The sequence below is a fragment of the Marinifilum breve genome, from assembly GCF_003202155.1.
Taxonomy (GTDB): domain Bacteria; phylum Bacteroidota; class Bacteroidia; order Bacteroidales; family Marinifilaceae; genus Marinifilum; species Marinifilum breve.
Window position 1 is genome coordinate 61,206 of record NZ_QFLI01000011.1, and the last position, 17,135, is coordinate 78,340.

At 35.2% G+C, this 17,135-nt stretch carries 8 protein-coding genes; 6 read left to right on the plus strand and 2 right to left on the minus strand.

Going from position 1 to position 17,135, the window contains the following annotated elements; translation table 11 throughout:
* Positions 1–296 precede the first annotated feature (296 nt).
* The 3 genes from DF185_RS19490 (at position 297) to DF185_RS19500 (ending at position 5,698) form a co-directional block, all read left to right on the plus strand.
* Entirely contained in the window at positions 297–3,494 is a 3,198-nt protein-coding gene (locus DF185_RS19490; RefSeq protein WP_207784706.1) for a S41 family peptidase, read from the plus strand.
* Positions 3,495–3,807: 313 nt separating this feature from the next.
* Positions 3,808–5,118, plus strand: coding sequence for a DUF2157 domain-containing protein (locus tag DF185_RS19495; RefSeq protein WP_110362790.1), 1,311 nt, complete (start codon positions 3,808–3,810; stop codon positions 5,116–5,118).
* Positions 5,108–5,698, plus strand: coding sequence for a GDYXXLXY domain-containing protein (locus tag DF185_RS19500; protein WP_110362792.1), 591 nt, complete (start codon positions 5,108–5,110; stop codon positions 5,696–5,698). The genes DF185_RS19495 and DF185_RS19500 overlap by 11 nt, the downstream gene beginning before the upstream one ends.
* Positions 5,699–6,172: 474 nt before the next feature.
* Here the strand turns inward: DF185_RS19500 and DF185_RS19505 are convergent, their stop codons facing one another.
* Together DF185_RS19505 and DF185_RS19510 are read right to left on the minus strand one after the other, a co-directional pair.
* Positions 6,173–7,012 (minus strand): LytR/AlgR family response regulator transcription factor, encoded by an 840-nt coding sequence (locus DF185_RS19505; RefSeq protein ID WP_110362795.1) that lies wholly within the window; start codon positions 7,010–7,012, stop codon positions 6,173–6,175.
* 7 nt (positions 7,013–7,019) lie between these two features.
* Complete coding sequence (locus DF185_RS19510; protein ID WP_110362797.1) at positions 7,020–9,929, minus strand: sensor histidine kinase; 2,910 nt, start codon at positions 9,927–9,929, stop codon at positions 7,020–7,022.
* Between the two features lie 404 nt (positions 9,930–10,333).
* Here DF185_RS19510 and DF185_RS19515 point away from each other — a divergent pair, with 404 nt between their 5' ends.
* From DF185_RS19515 to DF185_RS19525, 3 genes are all read left to right on the plus strand, one after another.
* On the plus strand, positions 10,334–11,386 hold the full coding sequence (locus DF185_RS19515; RefSeq protein WP_110362799.1) for a right-handed parallel beta-helix repeat-containing protein: 1,053 nt from the start codon (positions 10,334–10,336) through the stop codon (positions 11,384–11,386).
* A 2-nt stretch (positions 11,387–11,388) separates the two neighbouring features.
* On the plus strand, positions 11,389–14,760 hold the full coding sequence (locus DF185_RS24120) for a PKD domain-containing protein (RefSeq protein ID WP_110362801.1): 3,372 nt from the start codon (positions 11,389–11,391) through the stop codon (positions 14,758–14,760).
* A 460-nt stretch (positions 14,761–15,220) separates the two neighbouring features.
* A complete protein-coding gene (locus tag DF185_RS19525) occupies positions 15,221–17,005 on the plus strand; it encodes a DegV family protein (RefSeq protein ID WP_110362803.1) in 1,785 nt (594 codons plus the stop codon).
* The last annotated feature ends 130 nt before the right edge of the window (positions 17,006–17,135 follow it).

The following is a 17,135-nucleotide window of genomic DNA, read 5'->3' on the forward strand; positions in this document are numbered from 1 at the left end:
AAAATCCAATTTTATCATTCTAATTTAAAGTTGATCCGATTCCAATAGCATAGTACGATACCGAACATGATTTTGTTCACATTCGAACAACTTTTTTTTTCAAAACAAGATCTTAATCAACAATTCTCCTAATAATCAATCTATTGTATTTTTTGGTATAGTATCTGATAAGAATGCTTTGTCAAAAATATATCAAGTCACAATTTAGAGTTTTTAAACTAGACCAATTCGTTATGATTAAAAAACTGTTTTTTCTTACAACCTTTTTAATTGCGCTAGCAAAAAGTTTACTCGGAATGGATACACCTTTATGGCTTAGGTATCCGGCAATCTCTCCAAATGGTGAAACCATTGTTTTCGAATACGGTGGCGATCTATTTACTGTTTCATCTGAAGGTGGTGTTGCATACCCACTAACAACTAACACAGCATACGATTACAAACCAGTATGGTCTCCTGATGGTTCTACTATTGCTTTTGCATCGAACAGATTTGGGAATTTTGACATTTACAAAGTTGGCATTAATGGAGGTACTCCTGAAAGATTAACATTTTATTCTGGTAGCGAATCTCCATCTTCTTTTACTCCTGATGGCAAGCACATTTTATTCTCAGCGTTAATTAGTGATGATACGAAAAATGTAATGTTCCCATCTGGTGCTTTATCTGAACTTTATAGCGTACCTAGCAATGGTGGAAAAATATCACAAATTCTTACCACTCCGGCATTGGATGCTAAGTACAGCAACAATATGGAATATATTCTATATCGCGACAGTAAAGGATATGAAGATCACTGGAGAAAACATCATACATCTGCAGTAACAAGAGACATTTGGTTGTACAATACCAAAACTCAAAAACATAGTATGTTCTCTGAATTTAATGGGGAGGATTTGTACCCTGTTTTTAGTACTGATAACAATGAGATCTACTACTTATCAGAAAAGTCAGGTAGTTTTAATGTTTGGAAAGCTCCAGTTGACAATAAATCTGAATTGACTCAAATATCTAATTTCGATAAGCATCCTGTTAGATTCCTAAGCATTTCAAACAATGACAAACTATGCTATTCCTACAATGGTGAAATATACACTCAGGAAAAAGGCAAAGATCCTGTCAAGCTTAAAGTTAGTTTAGCTACAGATAATAAAGAAAATGCCGTTAGTTTCGAAAGATTGAGCAGCGGAGCGAGAGAAATGAGCGTATCTCCAAATGGTAAAGAAGTTGCTTTTATTGTTAGAGGTGAAGTATTTGTAACCTCTGTAGAATACGGGACTACCAAAAGAATTACCAATACTCCTGAACAAGAAAGATCGGTTAGCTTTAGTCCTGATGGCAAAGCATTATTATACGCATCGGAACGAAATGGAAGTTGGAACTTATATCAAACCAAATTGGTTCGCGAGGGAGAAACTCAATTCTCAAATGCAACTACATTAAAAGAAGAAGCAATTCTAGAATCTCCGGCAGAAACTTTCCAACCTAAATTCTCTCCTGATGGAAAAGAGGTAGCTTTCCTTGAAGAAAGAGTAATCCTTAAAGTGATTAATCTTAAAACCAAGAAAGTTCGTGAGATTTTAGGCAAAAAATACAACTATTCATACTCTGATGGTGATCAACATTACGATTGGTCGAATGATGGAAAATGGTTCTTGGTTGACTTTTATCCTCATACCATCTTTATGCCTGATGTAGCAATTGTAGATGCTCAAGGAAATGGTAAAATGATCAATATTACCGAAAGTGGTTATAGCGATTCAAATGCGAAATGGTCGCTGAAAGGCAATGCGATGATTTGGTTCACCGACCGTAGAGGATATCGTTCTCATGGTAGCTGGGGTTCTCAATCGGATGTTTACATTCAATTCTTTAATCAGAAAGCATTAGATGAATTCAAACTTTCGAAAGAAGAAAAGGAACTAGCTAAAGAAGAAGAAAAGGCAAAAAAAGCAAGTAAAAAAGAAGAAGAGTCTGATAAAAAAGACAAGAAGGATAAGAAAGACAAAAAAGATAAGAAGGATAATGAAAAGACTCCTCTTGACATTGAATTCTCAGGAATGGAGGATCGTCAGATTTGTCTGACCATCAATCCATCGAACCTATCGGATGCAATTTTAACTCCTGATGGAAAAAAATTATTCTACCTAAGTAAATTCGAAGATGGATATGACCTTTGGGTAAATGATTTGGAAAAGAAATCAACTCAAAAAGTTCTAGATCTTCAAGGTGGCGGTGGAGCTATGCAGTTCGATAAAGACGCAAAGAATTTATTCCTAATGTCAGGTAGAAGTATTATCAAAGTAGATGTTGCTTCGAACAAACGCAAAAACATCAGTTACGTTGCCGAAATGTATCTTGATAAATCAAAGGAAAGAGAATACATGTTCAACCATGTTTGGACAACCATGAAGAAAAAATTCTACGATCCGGAGATGCATCAGCTTGACTGGGAATTCTACAAGTCGGAATACGAAAAGTTTTTACCTCACATTAATAACAATTTCGATTTTGCAGAAATGCTAAGCGAATTGTTAGGTGAATTAAATGCTTCTCATACAGGTTCTGGATACCGTCACAGCTCAAAAAATGCAGATAGAACAGCGAAACTAGGTGCATTCTATGATTGGAAATATGAAGGTAATGGATTAAGAATTGCTGAAATTCTGGAAAAAGGACCTTTAAACCAAGCTGATTCTAAAATTAAGCCAGGTGTAATCATCGAAAAAATTGATGGTGCTGCAATTACAAAGGATAAGAGTCATTACCCAATGCTTAACCACAAAGCTGGTAAAAAGGTATTATTGAGCTTATACAGCCCATACACCAAAGAGCGCTGGGAAGAAGTAGTAAAGCCTATTTCAAGTGATAGGACATTGCTTTATGAACGTTGGGTAAAAAGTCGCCAAGAAGAAGTGAAACGTTTATCTGATGGTAAAATTGGATATGTTCATGTTCAAGGTATGAACTCTCCAAGTTATCGTAAAGTCTACTCCGAAATGTTGGGTAAATATGGTACTTGTGATGCAATTATCGTTGATACAAGATTCAATGGCGGAGGCTGGTTACACGATGATCTTGTAACATTATTAAGTGGTCAAATCTATTCAACTTTATCACCACGTGGACAAGACTTTGGTAAAGAACCAATGTTCAAATGGAAGAAACCATCTGCAGTATTAACCGGAGAAGGAAATTATTCTGATGCATGTGCATTCCCATACGCATATCAAACTTTAAAAATTGGTAAATTAATTGGTATGCCTGTACCAGGTACAATGACAGCCGTTTGGTGGGAAACTTTACAAGACAGAAGCTTGTATTTTGGAATGCCAATGGTAGGTGTAAAAGATATGAAAGGAAAATATATCGAGAACCAACAAGTTGAACCTGATATTAAAGTTCGTAACGATTACGAAATGGTTATTCAAGGACGTGATCAACAACTTGAAAAAGCTGTGGAACATTTGCTTGAAGAAATTAAAAATAATTAGTCTGTGTAGTCAAGATACCCCGCAAAGCACAACTCAAATTGGGCTTGTGCTTTCGGGAAATCTTAATTAGTAGCAAAAAATAAGAGGCAAGGCTCAATACTTCTCATTTCACCTCAAATGATTTGAGCTTTGTCCTCGCTTTAAATGGACAACAACAAATATACCCCCTTCCAAAGAAAACTCGCACTTTGGAAGAGTCTGTTCCTCCCTCCTCTTCTATAAATTGAACAGACAAAATAAAACCGAAAATTGCACAGCATAGGGGCACCGCAATTTTCGGTTTTTTATTAATTACTTCCACTAAAAGTATAATATGATTAGATTTGTTTTAAATCCAATCCTATTAATTATGAGTATTCTAAAAGAAATACCCAAACTTATTGAAGCAAATGTCATTTCACAAAGTACAGCAGATGATATCATTCAATATTACAATTCAAAGAAACAAGCATCTCCAAACAAACTCTTGGCAATTTTTGGCACTTTGGGTGCAATTCTAATCGGGTTAGGCATCATTTTAATTGTCGCTCACAATTGGGATAATTTTGCAAGACCACTAAAAACAAGTTTGGCACTGCTACCACTTATCATTGGGCAAGTAGCCTGCGGATATACTATCCTAAAGAAAAAAAGCTCACAAGCCTGGAGAGAGGCAAGTGTAAGTTTTTTATTCTTTGCCCTTGGATCCTGCATTTCTCTCATTAGTCAGATCTATAATATTCCGGGAGAACTTGGATCATTCCTTTTTATTTGGATGATTCTATTTCTTCCCATTCCTTTTGTAATGAACTCTTCAATAGGTTCCTTGTTATTTCTAATGGGGAGTTCATTTTACGCAATAAACATAGGATATTGGGAACATCCAGATACCATATCATATTGGTACATATTATTCATAAGTGCTACCTTATTATTCTATCTATATCAGATAAAACAAAAGCCGGAAAGCAACAGTATTTCTTTTCACAATTGGATGATTCCCCTTTCGCTTATCGTTTGCCTGGGAACGTTCGCTGATAGCCATGAAGAAATCATGTACCTGGCTTACATGAGTTTGTTTGGCATTTTCACTTTAGTGGGTAGTAGAGATTTCTTCACCAAGCGATCCGCCATTAACAATGGATTTAAAATAATGGGTTGGATTGGCAGTATTGTTATCCTTCTTATGTTGAGTTTCGATGATATGTGGGTAGGTATAAGAAGAGAAATTTACGATTATGCGAGCTTGAAAAATGCTCCGGAAGTTTATGCTACTTTCCTAACTTCAATAATTGCAATATTTCTTGTCTACCAAAACTGGGCAAAAAATAAACTTAAGGCAAATGAGACTTTATTTTTTGTATTAATTCTGATTTTCCTTCTAAGCTCTCAATCTTCTTTCGCATTTATTTTGGTTAACCTGCTAGTTTTTGCATTAGGCTTAATAACTATTGTATCGGGAACTACACAACGAAATTTAAAGTTAATGAACTCAGGTCTACTCATTATTACAGCTCTAATCATCTGTCGTTTTTTCGATACTGATTTAAGTTTTGTAGTGAGAGGTATTCTTTTCCTTTCCATTGGATTTGGATTCTTTATTGCCAATTATCAATTATTAAAACTCAAAAAACATGATGCATAAGAAAATCATATTCCCAATATTCATTGTAATTGCAATAATCCAGTTAAGCATACCTGTTAAAAGCATTTACAATCAAGAGCAAATCCTTTCTGAAGGAAAAGAATTTAAATTTCAAACGGCTCCTGTCGACCCAAATGATCCTTTCAGAGGAAAATATATTGCCCTGCGATTCAAAGAAAATGAAATTAGAGTGAACAGCTATGAGGATTGGGAAAAGGGGCAGGAAGTGTTTGTGGTTATTACAGAAAATAAAGAAGGATTTGCAAACCCCTTGCGCGCTTTGCTAAAAGAACCTACCAATGAGAAACATTATCTTACAGCCAAAATTCAAAATGTTAATACACATAAAGATCAATACAATCATATCATTAGTAAGGAAATTACAATTCAGTATCCTTTTAACAGGTTTTACATGGAGGAATCAAAAGCTAAAGCAGCTGAAGATCTTTATCGAAAATCAACATCAGACAGCAAAACTTCAACTTATGCATTGGTGAATATAAAAAACGGGAAAGCAACTCTTAAAGATGTAATGATAAACGACATCTCAATAAAAGATGCAGTGAATGATTCAAAATAAGAAGGATTCCTACTACGAATATCATCTAATTCTCTCTTCTATCTAAATTAAGAAGTGTATAAATAAGCTACCAGAAATCGCACAACTTGGCCAGATGCAATTTTCGCTTATTGTACAATGAAGCTATCTTTTATGGTATGAGGTATTCAAAACCAGTTAAAAGATAACCTTGCGGAAAATATTTTAATCTTTCCATAAAGAATCACATCTTGCAGCTTTTTTCTTAGTCTTGCATGATTTCTTTCTCTCTTTCGGTTATTTCATTAATCTTTCCTGGAAAGACTTATTAATTATCGGAAAGATTCTGTTTTTAATGGAAAGACTTCTAAATAAGCGGAAAGATGATGATTTTAATCTTAAATGAATACCATTCAGCAAATAGTACCCGCCAAATACTACAATGCCATTACTATTTTATCCAAAAACTACTATAATTTCTAATAGGAAGATAACAAATCCAATCTGTTGATTACTTTATTCCAAAATCCTACGCCAAATTTGAGCGATACTCTTAAATACCTTTGGCCTGTTTTGATTTTGATTGGAAAAGGTATCCTTAAAACTTTTGCCAAAACGTTTAGAAGCAAACAGAACCGTTCCATCATTAAGTGTAAGCTGTAGCTCTTTGTGATTGTAACGAAGAATATATTCTTGATTGATAAGCAAACTATTGCTGATTGGATAGAAGTTATAATCCATCATCAGCATTTCTTTATAGTATCCCAGGTTTCGAGTTGTGGTTAATCTATCACCATTGTTTAGGTACACATAGGCAACTACACCATCAGCTTCCAGGTATTTTATCTCATTTACATTAACAAACTCAACAATACCATTGTGAAGGTGTAAGGCAATTTTATTGGTTTTATTTAAGTTATCGCCTCCAACACGATCCAACAACAACTTTATTTGTCGGTTAAAATACTGTGTTTTCAACTTCTCTGTTGCCTTATTCACGGCATTAATTAAATCCGTATCATCAAGTGGTTTGTAAAGAAAATCTAAAGCAGAATATTTTATGGCTCGTAATGTGAACTCCTTTGCACTTTCGCCCGTTATGAAAATGATTTCAAAATCAATTTTACCTTCATCCGATAACCTGCGAAGCAAATCAAACCCAGTTCCCTTTGGCAATTGAATATCGAGAAAAATGATATCAAAATGTTGGGATATGATTTTTTCATAAGCCTCATCAATGCTATAGGCCTGATGAATATCCTTTAATAAAGGACACAATTTTTCTATTCTTTGACGGATATAGTCGGATGTATCCTTAACATCCTCAACTACCAATGCGCTATACATTTCTTGCATAATCCTCTCAATTTGTAAATTTCACTCGAACTTCTGTCCCCACTTCCGAATCAATATATTCAATGCTTATCTGGTAATCCAGATCGTTTAAAATTTCTATTTTCTTGTTGATCAACTCCAAGCCCCTGGATTGATACAACTTAATTGAATCTTTCTTCATTTCAATAGATCGCTCTCTCCCAATTCCATCATCCTTGATGATACATTCCACCACCTCATCGTCCTCTGTAAACTGAACCAATAAAAACCCCTTTTCCTCTTTGGGTTCCAAGCCATGTTTAATTGCATTTTCTACCAATGGTTGTATAATCATTGGTGGTATGGTTCTGTTTAAAATAGAATCGGAACTGATTTCAATGGCAAAATCGAACTTTTCATTGCCATGCTTTACCTTCTCCAGTTCAATATACATTTCCAATAGTTCAATCTCCTCCTTAATGCTTATTTCATTGCTAATAGAAGTTCCCAGCAACACTTTCGAAGATTTTATGGATGCTTCCATATAAGCCCGAATCAATCTTGAAAACTTAATGAGGTACTCATTTGCTTTTTCCTGCTTGTGCAAACTAATTAGGTTTTGCACCGACGATAATATATTGAAAATAAAGTGTGGATTCAGCTGAGCTTGCAGGGTAGCAATTTCCAGAAGCTTGATCTTTCTTTCTCGATCGATCATTTTTAGTTTGATGTGAAAACGAGAATGAACAAAAAATCCAAGAATTAGCACCAAAACCACAAAACCGAAGAAGGTATGCTGGTAGAACCTCGGTTCCTTATAAAAAGGATTACTAACCTTTACCCTTAGAGAATCTTCCTTATAACTTATAATATTAGGATTTCCTCCTGCACGAGCCATAACGTGGAAAGTATATTTGCCAGAAGATAAATTTCTATAGTTCGCATATGTTTTGGTTGTCCAATTGCTCCAATGTTTATCAACACCATCCAATTTATATCGAAAAACAGGTTTTGTTGGTAATCCAAAACCAACGGTTTCAAAGTCGAAATCCAATTCATTTTGTCCTCTTTCCAGTGAAAGGATGGCTCTTTCCGTAGTATCTGAATATTCAATGCCTTTGTTGTTTAGTCTTGTAATTCTCACATTATAAAATTCAGGTTCAAAGTTCAACTTGTTCAATTCAAGAACCGAAGTCATGGTAGTTGATGGTATATAAAGTCGATCACCATCTAAAAGAAAACCATTCTGACACACCTCTTCAGATAAAAAGCCATTTCTGAAGTTGAACAAACGCATTTTTATTTCTCCCGAATCGTAAAATGCTTGCAAATCCATTACATATATTTCTAAAGAAGTCCCCACAATTAAATACTTCTCGTTCGGAACTATTATGCCAGTAATATTCGAATTGATTATGCCTTTATCTACTCTCTTGCATTCTCTTGTTTGATCATTAAACAACCACAATCCATTTTTTCCTCCAAGCCAAATGTTATTGCGATAATCTTTTTGGATAACGGTAACAGCATCTGCTGGACATGAAATGGCTTTTGTAAATTCATTCTTCTTTCTATCCCATTTGCAAAGACTTGCCTTGGTTCCAATCCATATATTCCCATCAATATCGAACTCTATTGCGGCGGGATGAGAAGCTACAAACTTTCCTGTGGAATCGATAATTGTACTTACTTTCTCATTCTCATCAATAAAGCCAAGCCCATTCATCTGACCAAATACAATTCGCTTCGAGATTGAATCATATTTGCTAATTAATGAAATGCCTGTATCAAATTTTCTGGTTTGCTTGTAATTGTATTTAACCAATCCGTAATGCGTAGGAAAATACAAGTTCCCTTTGGCATCCATCGACGATCCATAATAATAATCAGTCTCCTTTTTTCCGAACTGCCCTGGAGCTATTATCTCCATTTTCCTCTCATTCTTTATATCGTAATGATACAATGCCTCTTTGTAAACAGCTCCATAAAATTCATTGTTTTTCCCTTGAATCAAAGTCCAAACATCATTCATAAAACTGCGTGAGAAGTTCTTTACAGGACCATTAAATATTTGATACAATCCATTATCCGAACCTGACCAAATATTGTTATCCTTATCAAAAATTACCGGGTAAGGTGCTTTTATAAAATCAAGATTAATTTTTCGACCCGAATTACTTAGGCTATCAATTAAGTAATAAGAATAATCATGAAAATGAATAAATCGTTTAACTGGTACCGATTTAACTTTAATACTATCAACCAAGTTGTTCGATTTAGAAATGGTAAAATACTCTTCTCTATTTTTGGGATTCAACCACTTTAAGCTTTCTCCGTATCTTTCAATATATACCAAATGCTTTCCCAATAATCCTACCGAAATATCATCGCAATTTGTGTTGTAATTAACATCCGTAATTTCACCATTTTTAATTGTAACAATTCTATTCTGGTTGTGAATACCAACATACAAGTTTCCATCTTTACTATTGTAAGCAATGGAATTAAGTTTGCCTGGAAGTTCTTTATTGTATCGATAGGTTTTTATGGCCAAAGTATCCTTGTAATGCACCAATCCATCAGGAGATAGAATCCAGTATTCATCCTCAGCTGCTAACCTAACCGCTGCCTGATATTTGAAATTCGCCATAAATTTCATCTGATTCCCATCATAACGATATAATTCATCATAGGTTTGTACATACACCCTACTCTTACTATCGCTATAAATTTCGTAGATTCTTTTTTTAGGAAGAAAGTGCTCGAAGCTTTCGCCATTGAATTTCACCAAACCAGACTTTGTACCTGCCCATATATATCCTGTTTTATCCTGATGCACTGCCATAACCTGTATTTGAGGCAGACCATCGTGTGTGGTGTAGTTGATATAAGGACGTTGCTGTCCCATTACCAATAGGCTAACACAGGATAATATCAATACAAAACAGAAGTGTTTCATTTAAGTGTGAACAGATAAGTTTGGGAATTTCAAGCTCAAGATAAGAATTCTATCGCGAATTAAAGTTTGCTAGATAACAAGTGAGCAAATAAGACAACAAGTGGACTTAATCTATAAACAATGAGTAATTAATAATGAATAATTGGTAATAAATAGATTCATTGAGGTTTTATATTATTAAAGTAATGCCTGTTGAATTAAGATCTTACATTATAAAAAATACTTTCCTCAATTGAGTTTCATTGTTAACATTTTTGCATATCACTTCATAAATGGACAATTATTAATTACTCATTGAATTTCCCACTTATTATCGAATTCTCCCACTTGTTATTTTTCACTATTAGCTCTCCATCTATCAAGGTATTTTAGATACAAAATGTAAAATCCCAAAAACTATTAACATGAAAAAAACTCTACTCTTAAGCTTAATTTTAATTGCAATTGTTTCAATTAGTAATGCACAACGACGTGTAATTCTTCATAACAATGGTAATGCTTCGGTATTCACTACAATTCCTGATGCTATAAATGCAGCAGCTGCTGGTGATACTCTCTACCTTTCTTCAGGAAACTATATTGGAAATATTCATATCAATAAAGACATAACCATATTTGGTGCGGGTCATCATCCAACAACAACCTCGGCAACTGGTATAACTGAAATTTCAGGAACCATTTACCTGCGAGCTGGTGTTACGCTAGGTAAATTATCTGGATTATATTGCGATCATATCGATATGTCTTACTATAATGCCAACGATATTACAGGGTACACCATCCAAAGATGCAACACAGGAGGTATTACTTTACCAGGAGGGATCACTTTTACCAATTCGTTTTTAGTAAGTGAATGTGTAATAAGAGGAACAGTGAATATAAACAACTGTACTACCTACGTTTTTGAAAAGAATATTTTTGGCTCATATATCCAAAATGCAAAATATGGTCTATTCTCCAATAATGTTCTACTAGAGGGAACAGGATACTTGTGCTACTCTTGCTCCGAATGTACTTTTGAAAATAATATCATACAATACACCGGTACCAATACAGGTTATTTACTAAGAAGTTCAAACAATGTTACTCTTTATAACAATCTAATCATCTGCGATTACGATTATCAAGCTAATCCAATAGCAGATAACACTTTTACTAGTAACCAAACTGTTGCTACCGCTGATGCAACAGGTGTTTTTGTAAATTGGGATGGGACAACTACTGAATACAGTTACGATTTTGATTTTCATTTAAAATCGCCATATGATGCAATAAATGGAGAGGATGGAACTCAAATTGGTATTTATGGTACGAAAGACAACCTTGATAATCCAACACCTTATAAGGACAATTGCGCACCAGTAATTCCATTAATAGAGGAGAAAACAATCTCCAGAAAAACAAACACCGATGGAGATCTGCCAATTCAATTTAAAGTTTCAGCTCAAAACAGATAATAATGAAAAAAGTAATTCTCATATTATTGCTTTTTTCTTCCATACTCCCAATATTCTCTCAAAATATTACCAAATATGAATATTGGATCGATGACCAATTTGATACCAGGATTTCAGTAGACGAACCGGCATCAGCAACAGTTGAAATCAGCAGTAACATTAACACTGATAACCTGTCAGAAGGATTTCACTCTATCCATTTTAGGTTTAGAGATGATCTGAACAGGTGGTCGGTTCCTATTACGGAATTTTTTAGAATATACCCTCAAGGAACCGAGGCGCTTGTGCGTAAGATACACAGTTTTGAATATTGGATTGACGACGATTTTTCCAATAGGCAAACATCTGCAATACCCATAAGTGAGGTTGCAAACATCAATCAGGTAATTGATACAAAAAGCTTATCAAATGGTTTTCACTCCATTCATTTTAGATATAAAGATGATAGCAAACAGTGGAGTATTCCTGTAACTACTTTTTTTAGAAAGTACAATGCTGGAAGCGAAGCTTTGGTGAGAAAAGTGAATCAATTTGAATGTTGGGTTGATGATGACTTTGACAATAGAATTTCATCTTCAATTCCTGCAAATACAAGTGTGAACATCGATCAGGTAATCGATACAAAAAGTCTCTCGAACGGTTTTCATTCTATCCATTTTCGTTTTAAAGATGATACCAATCAATGGAGTACACCTGTAACTTCATTTTTCCGTAAATACAATGCTGGAAGTGAAGCATTGGTAAGAAAAATTAATAAGTTCGAATATTGGATTGATGATGATTTCGATAACAGAATTAGTTCAGAACTTCCATTGGCAGAAACTGCTGCAATAAGTCAAGTTCAGAATACAAAAGAGTTATCTAATGGATTTCATTCCATTCACTTCCGATTTAGAGACGATTCGGGGCTGTGGAGCTCTCCTGTAACATCTATGTTTAGAAAGTATGGAAATGAATCTGAACTAATTGCCAGAAAACTTACTGCTTATCGTTATTGGTTCAATGATGATATTAGTACTGTTGAAGAGGTAAATTTAAGTGAAGACATAACTCCTTTAGACTTAAATACTGTTATTAATCTGAACCATATCCCAATAGGTGATAATCAATTGATCCATTTTCAATTTAAAGATGATTCCAACTTATGGAGTGTTGTGAGTACAGATACCATTGAAAGATTACCTCATGTTACAAGCAGTTTTACAGCCGACAAAACAGAAAGCTGTGGATCTTTAACTGTGCAGTTTACCAATAATTCTACTGATGGTGAAAGCTATTTGTGGGAATTTGGTGATGGCAACACTAGTACAGAAGAAAATCCAAATCACACATATGAAACATCCGGTTCCTATACCGTAAAGTTAACCACTACTAACGATACATATTCAAAATCGGATGTTTCTACCATGACAGATTTTATTACCATACATACAATTCCAACGGTTGATTTAGGTACTGATGTTCAGATTTGCCAAGGCAGCGAGCACACCTTTAGTATTACCGATAATTTTGAGCAATACTTTTGGAACGATGCTAGTGGCACCAACGAATTCACTACTGGAGTAGAAGGTAATTATACCCTTCGAGTAGTAGACACAAATGGTTGTGAAGCCAGTGATATGGCAAACCTGTCGTTCTTTACTGCCCCATCTGTTGATTTGGGTGCCGATGTACAAATCTGCGAAGGAAGTTCACATACATTTAGCGTAACCGATGAATTTGCAAAGTATTTCTGGAATGATGTGGAAGGCACTAATGAATTTACTGCATCAACCGAAGGAAACATCACACTTAAAGTGATTGATGCAAATGGCTGTGAAGCTACTGATATAGTAAATCTATCATTCTTCATATCCCCTGCAGTAAATTTAGGTGACGATGTACAAATTTGCGAAGGCAATGAGCATACATTTAGCGTGAGTAATGAATTCACTCAATATTTCTGGAACGATGTGGAAGGCACCAATGAATTTACCGCATCAACCGAAGGAAATATCACACTTAAAGTTATAGATGCAAATGGTTGTGAAGCTACTGATGTAGCCAACCTTTCATTCCATACGCCTCCAACTGTTGATTTAGGAGCAGATATTCAAATCTGCCAAGGCAATGAACACACATTTAGTGTGACTGATGAATTTGCTCAATATTTCTGGAACGATGTGGAAGGTAGCAATGAATTTACAGCATCAACAGAAGGTAATATCACACTAAAAGTGATTGATGCAAATGGATGTGAAGCTACTGATGTGGCCAACCTTTCATTCCATACGTCTCCAATTGTTGATTTGGGTTCTGACGTACAAATCTGTGAAGGAAATGAGCATACATTTAGCGTAAGTGATCAATTTACCCAATATTTTTGGAATGATATAGAAGGAAGCAATGAATACATTGCAGATACAGAAGGCAGCTATACACTAAAGGTGATTGATGCAAATGGTTGTGAAGCAAGCGACCAGATTCAACTAAGCATTAACAATTTGCCAGTTGTTAGTTTAGGCGATGACCAAACTGCTTGCGATGGTGAAGAGGTTATTCTATCGGTTGAGGACAACCACTCTAAATATTTTTGGAATAACACAGAAGGATCGAGCCAGTTAACGGTAACTGTTGCGGGAGATTATCAGTTAAGGGTAGTAGATGATAATGGATGTGAAGCAGAAGACGCAGTTACCGTTACTTTTATTGATGTTCCTGATATTAATTTAGGCGATGATGTTGATGTTTGTGAAGATGATTCTTTCAGTTTCACAGTGTCTGATCAATATGCCCAGTATTTCTGGAATGATGTAGAAGGAACTAACACTCTTGATGTAACTACTACTGGAGTTTACACTCTAAAAGTTGTTGCTGAAAATGGATGTTCGTCAATTGATGAAGCAACAGTTACTTTCCAGGAATTACCGGAAACTCCAGTGGTTACCTATGAGAATGGATTACTTTCATCAACATACGAAGAAGAGTTCCAATGGTATCTGAATGATGAAATTCTTGCGGGAAAAACCTCTCAAGAATTTACACCAGAACAAGACGGAAATTACACAGTAGAGGTTTGGAATCAATATGGATGTAAATCGGAACGATCTGAAGCTGTTGAAGTAATATTAGTGGGTATTGAAGATTTAATCAAAGAAAACATCTCGATATATCCAAATCCAACTAAAGGTAAAGTGGTTATTGATTTAAGTAATAATTTCGATTACAGCACCAATATTCAATTGAAATTATTCGATGCAAATGGTAAACTAATTATTCAACAAAAATTAAACCCTATAACCACAATTGACTTAAGTTCGTACTCGGCCGGTCTGTACTTTATTCACTTTATCAACCAAGGCGAAATCGTAAGCTTTAAAATCATTAAGCAATAAGAGTAGTAGTACATTTAAGTTAGCTCGAAAGGAATCTGTCTGTTAGTGATGGGTTCCTTTCTTTTTGTCTACACATTGTAAAAGTCATTTGCATCTACAAATTCAATCGAAGATGAGTTTGCCCTTGTAACAAACATCACATATCACACCTCATTTACTTGAATAGGTATAGGGATCGTAATTCTTACATTATAATCCTCGTCGAAGACTTCAACTTTTTTCGTCGAAATCTGTAGTACTCTTCGCCGAAGATTATAATATTTCTCGACGAGAAACATTGCCTGATTCATGCCTATGTGTTGTAAGAATTAGTAAATCGACTTCTGCAGGTTAATGTTTCAAAAGGTATTTAGCGTGTAAAATCAGTATTAAACTTTTCGGTCGGTACAATTGTTTATAGTCAAGTAGTTTTCAAAATGCAATAATATAAGTACCTTAAAGTCAATCTTAAGAATCACATATGAATACCATGCAAAATATCGATGGTCGTTACCTCTACTTCGCCTTTCTGGCGGGAGCCAACAAGTTGATAAAAAACTTGAATGAGCTGAACCGAATTAATGTATATCCTGTTGCCGATAAGGACACAGGCAGTAATATGGCGTCTACCATGCGATCAGTAATGGATCGCATTTCTCCCAATGTATCCTACAAATTCATGGTCGATCAGATTGCAGAAGCAGCGCAGGTAGGAGCAAGAGGGAATTCAGGAATCATCATGGCCCAGTTTCTGTACGGATTAAGCAGTGAAACATCAGAGAAAAAGAGTATCAGCTTTCTAGAGTTTGTTGAGAGTGTTCAATCTTCAATTCCATACATCTACGAATCGATAGGTACACCAGTTGAAGGAACCATGCTCACGGTAATCAAAGACTGGTCTGAATTTCTCTATTCTAAACGGAAACAATTGGAAGAGTTCAAACAAGTTCTGAATGAATCCATGCAAGTATTAGAAACATCACTTAAAAAAACTACCGATCAGTTGGCAGTTTTAAAAAAGCACAACATTGTTGATGCTGGAGCAAAGGGCTTTGTGGTATTTATTGAGGGTGTTATGGATTTTGTGAATCATGGAATTATCGATAGAATAAAGTCGCCTAATTTCATTCCTTCCGCTACTGCTACCATTGAGCATTTGGAAGATATCAATTATCGATATTGTACAGAAGCCATCCTTAAAAACTCTTCTATTCCCTTAAAAGAAATCAAAGAGATATTAAATAAAAATGGCGATTCTGTAGTAATTAATGGAGGGAAAAGCTCTTGCAGGGTTCATGTGCATACCAACCATCCATCGGAGCTCTTTCATCAATTGGAAAGCTTTGCCACCATTAATTCTCCAAAGGTTGACGATATGTTAAGGCAGAGTGAAATCAGTAAGAATCAAAAATGGAAAATTGGAATTGTAACCGATTCAACCTGCGATCTACCGCAAGAAATTATCGATTCTTACCAGGTGAATGTAATGCCTTTGCACCTCTCTTTTGGTGATAGCCAATATCTCGATGGAGTAACCCTTAAAGCCAAAGAGTTTTATGAGCTTTTAGATAAATCGGATCATTTTCCTAAAACCTCTCAAATTAATGAATATACTTTTGTAAACACCTATTCCCAGATGGCTCAGAACTACGATGCCATCATCTCCATTCATTTGTCTGAGAAATTCAGTGGCACTTTCCGCAGTGCTCAAAAAGCAGCCGAAAGGGTACAAAAAGAGCTCAATATTCCAATACATGTGATCAATTCTCGCAATGTATCTGGTGGATTAGGTCTGGCAGTCCTGCGTATCGCGAAAGCGATTGAACAAGGAGAAAACATTGATACCATTCTTTCCCAGCTAGATTCGTGGCTAAATAAAACCAAGATATTTGTGAGTGTTAAGAGTTTAACTGCCATGATTAAAGGAGGTCGTGTTCCTCCAGTAGTGGGAAAATTTGCCATGTTTCTAAGTATTAATCCGATTGTATCACTTAACGAATTGGGAGAATCAAAATTATTTGGACAAGCCATTGGTCAGAAAGCCAATATCAACAAAGTCATAAAGCATGTTCTGAATCTGAAGAAAGATCAAAAAATCTGGAACTATATCATACTGCACGCCAATAATCATGAGGTTGCTCAAAGCTTTGGCATTCGTTTGAATGATCTCTTGGGAAAAGCTCCGGTTGAAGTGATCAACATTTCGCCTGTTATTGGCATGAATGCAGGAGAAGGAGCTGTTGCTGTTGCTTTTCAATTCGAATAACTCTACTCCCTAGCTTTCCCACTTAAAGTGGGATTACCAATACAAATTCTAAAACCCAATATTGATAATCTCACTTGAAGTGACAATATCAAAGTCATAGTAATTTGATTGGAACATTTTCAATTTTTTA

What these genes read in the sequence shown, in the direction of transcription:
- DF185_RS19490 (WP_207784706.1), top strand. Translation starts at nt 297, where the DNA reads ATGGATACACCTTTATGGCTTAGGTATCCGGCAATCTCTCCAAATGGT.
- DF185_RS19495 (WP_110362790.1), top strand. Translation starts at nt 3,808, where the DNA reads ATGATTAGATTTGTTTTAAATCCAATCCTATTAATTATGAGTATTCTA.
- DF185_RS19500 (WP_110362792.1), top strand. Translation starts at nt 5,108, where the DNA reads ATGATGCATAAGAAAATCATATTCCCAATATTCATTGTAATTGCAATA.
- DF185_RS19505 (WP_110362795.1), bottom strand. Translation starts at nt 7,012, where the DNA reads ATGCAAGAAATGTATAGCGCATTGGTAGTTGAGGATGTTAAGGATACA.
- DF185_RS19510 (WP_110362797.1), bottom strand. Translation starts at nt 9,929, where the DNA reads ATGAAACACTTCTGTTTTGTATTGATATTATCCTGTGTTAGCCTATTG.
- DF185_RS19515 (WP_110362799.1), top strand. Translation starts at nt 10,334, where the DNA reads ATGAAAAAAACTCTACTCTTAAGCTTAATTTTAATTGCAATTGTTTCA.
- DF185_RS24120 (WP_110362801.1), top strand. Translation starts at nt 11,389, where the DNA reads ATGAAAAAAGTAATTCTCATATTATTGCTTTTTTCTTCCATACTCCCA.
- DF185_RS19525 (WP_110362803.1), top strand. Translation starts at nt 15,221, where the DNA reads ATGAATACCATGCAAAATATCGATGGTCGTTACCTCTACTTCGCCTTT.